Source organism: Nitrospira sp. BLG_2 (assembly GCF_049222245.1).
Genome location: NZ_JBLYIG010000526.1, coordinates 1 through 1,730, shown reverse-complemented (window position 1 = coordinate 1,730; position 1,730 = coordinate 1). Strand labels below are relative to the sequence as shown.

The 1,730-nt window shown below is 52.0% G+C and carries 3 protein-coding genes and 1 pseudogene; 3 read left to right on the top strand and 1 reads right to left on the bottom strand.

Features of this window, described 5'->3' with window-relative positions; all coding sequences use genetic code 11:
- A pseudogene (locus ACOSYY_RS14080) lies at positions 1-345 on the bottom strand (M24 family metallopeptidase); the annotation flags it as partial.
- A gap of 70 nt (positions 346-415) precedes the next feature.
- Between ACOSYY_RS14080 and ACOSYY_RS14075 the strand changes: the two are divergent.
- The 3 genes from ACOSYY_RS14075 to ACOSYY_RS14065 form a co-directional block, all read left to right on the top strand.
- Complete coding sequence (locus ACOSYY_RS14075) at positions 416-886, top strand: hypothetical protein (protein WP_421663151.1); 471 nt, start codon at positions 416-418, stop codon at positions 884-886.
- Between the two features lie 118 nt (positions 887-1,004).
- The gene (locus ACOSYY_RS14070) at positions 1,005-1,385 is read left to right on the top strand and encodes a hypothetical protein (protein ID WP_421663150.1); all 381 of its coding nucleotides are present in this window, start codon (positions 1,005-1,007) and stop codon (positions 1,383-1,385) included.
- 15 nt (positions 1,386-1,400) lie between these two features.
- Positions 1,401-1,730 (top strand): gamma-glutamyl-gamma-aminobutyrate hydrolase family protein (locus tag ACOSYY_RS14065; protein ID WP_421663148.1); only part of this gene is annotated, 330 nt, incomplete at its 3' end.

Sequence of the window (1,730 nt, the reverse complement as noted above, 5' to 3'; positions counted from 1 at the left end):
AGCGTTGAACGGTGAGTATTGCATGGCGATCCGCCGTCGACCTCGCAACAGGGAGGCCAATAAGAGACGTTGCTCTTCCCACGAGACGTACTGCTGGACCTGACCAGGTAACTCATCCAGTATGTGGGGTTCGATCTTATGAAGGACTTTGACCGGCTCTCCCGACGTAGGGATCCAGTAGTACCAGCGCCGAGTGACATGCTGGGTCGTATCAAGGAGCAAAACCCGATAGGCGAGCGGGTCGCTGGCGCGAAAGTCGTAGAAAAGCCATCCATCTACCGTGCCCATGTCTCCAAGTGCTTCTTGGATCGCAATGATCCGCATTCGGTGGGTCGTATCGTTCATGAGTTCATCTTATCCTTGAGATACAGGGCCGTCAATTAAGCCCGTGTGAATCATGGTACAATGGCTCCCCATGATTCCACAATCACCCCGAGATATTTCATCTTATCGAATCACGTTCTTCTTCGGGCCTGAGCCGGTTGAGGAACAACCCGACGTACTGAATTGTGTGTTCAACGTGAAAAAACGAAGTTGGAAAGCGGGCATCCAGATATCTGTCGAGGTGAGCACCAAACAGCTGGAGGTGCTTCGACAGAAGATGTGTCTCGCTGACCGACTTACGAAAAGTATAACGACACTCGCCCCCCACGAGCGTCCTCAGTATCAGGAACGGATAGCGGATTTATTTGTACAAGCCGTTTGTTGGTGCAAACTGGATCTCAGATTGCAGGCAGGTTTGACCCAAGAAAATCAGCGAATCCTCGCCGATGAGTTGATGATCGAATTGGATCAGGAAGTCGGCAATCGCGCAGACTATGTTCTCGCCTATATCTTGGGAGAGTTGGATCTGACCCCGCATCATTCAGTGTCATCAACCTCGTAATATTGAAGTCCACGGGGGTTACATTCATCAGCGAATTTGTTATAACGCATGCCGGGGCTCGTGTATGATCGTTCATGCATTCCATCATCGTGGATTTGAAAAGGAAGGAGGGCTTCACGTGAGATTCCCTATTGTGGTTCTCATTGTTGTCATCATGTACTGTTCGATGCTTATTGTTCCGGCTTGGAGTCAGTCGTCATCCGCTGAGGTGCAGCAAGGAACCTATTCCGGAGCCGGAATGGGAGCTGCATCAGCCGTCGCCACGATTCTGTATTTTCCTTTTAAAGCGGCGTTTGCCATAGGGGGTGGAATAGTCGGTGGTCTCGCCTATGTTTTTTCTGGATTCAGTGAACCAACGGCCAAGAGTATCTGGGTCCCCAGCATTCTCGGAGACTATGCCATTTTTCCTGATCATCTTAGTGGTGATCGACCCATCCGTTTTCTCGGTGTTGCTGCCGAAAATGAGGGACCTACGGTCACGCCTGCCCCAATAAACTAGTCTGCGCATTGAGTTATGAGACCTGTCATTGGCATAACCCCAGACTTTAATGCCGGTGACAGGAAGGATATGGGTGGGCACGAGCCCACTTATTTTGTGCGGGGTCGCTACATTCGGGCCGTTGAAGAGCTCGGCGGTGTTCCTCTGATCCTTCCTTTAGTAGCGGAACCGTCTGCTCGACGACGGCTTCTTGACCGTGTCGATGGGCTGCTCATCACCGGCAGCGGACCGGATCTCCCACCAACTCTCTATGGTGAGCGGCAGCGCTACGAGTTTCCACTGGTGAGCGCTCGCCGCGCCGACTTTGAGTTGGAGTTAGTCCTTCAAGCCAGTAAGCGGGATCTT

What these genes read in the sequence shown, in the direction of transcription:
- ACOSYY_RS14075 (WP_421663151.1), top strand. Translation starts at nt 416, where the DNA reads ATGATTCCACAATCACCCCGAGATATTTCATCTTATCGAATCACGTTC.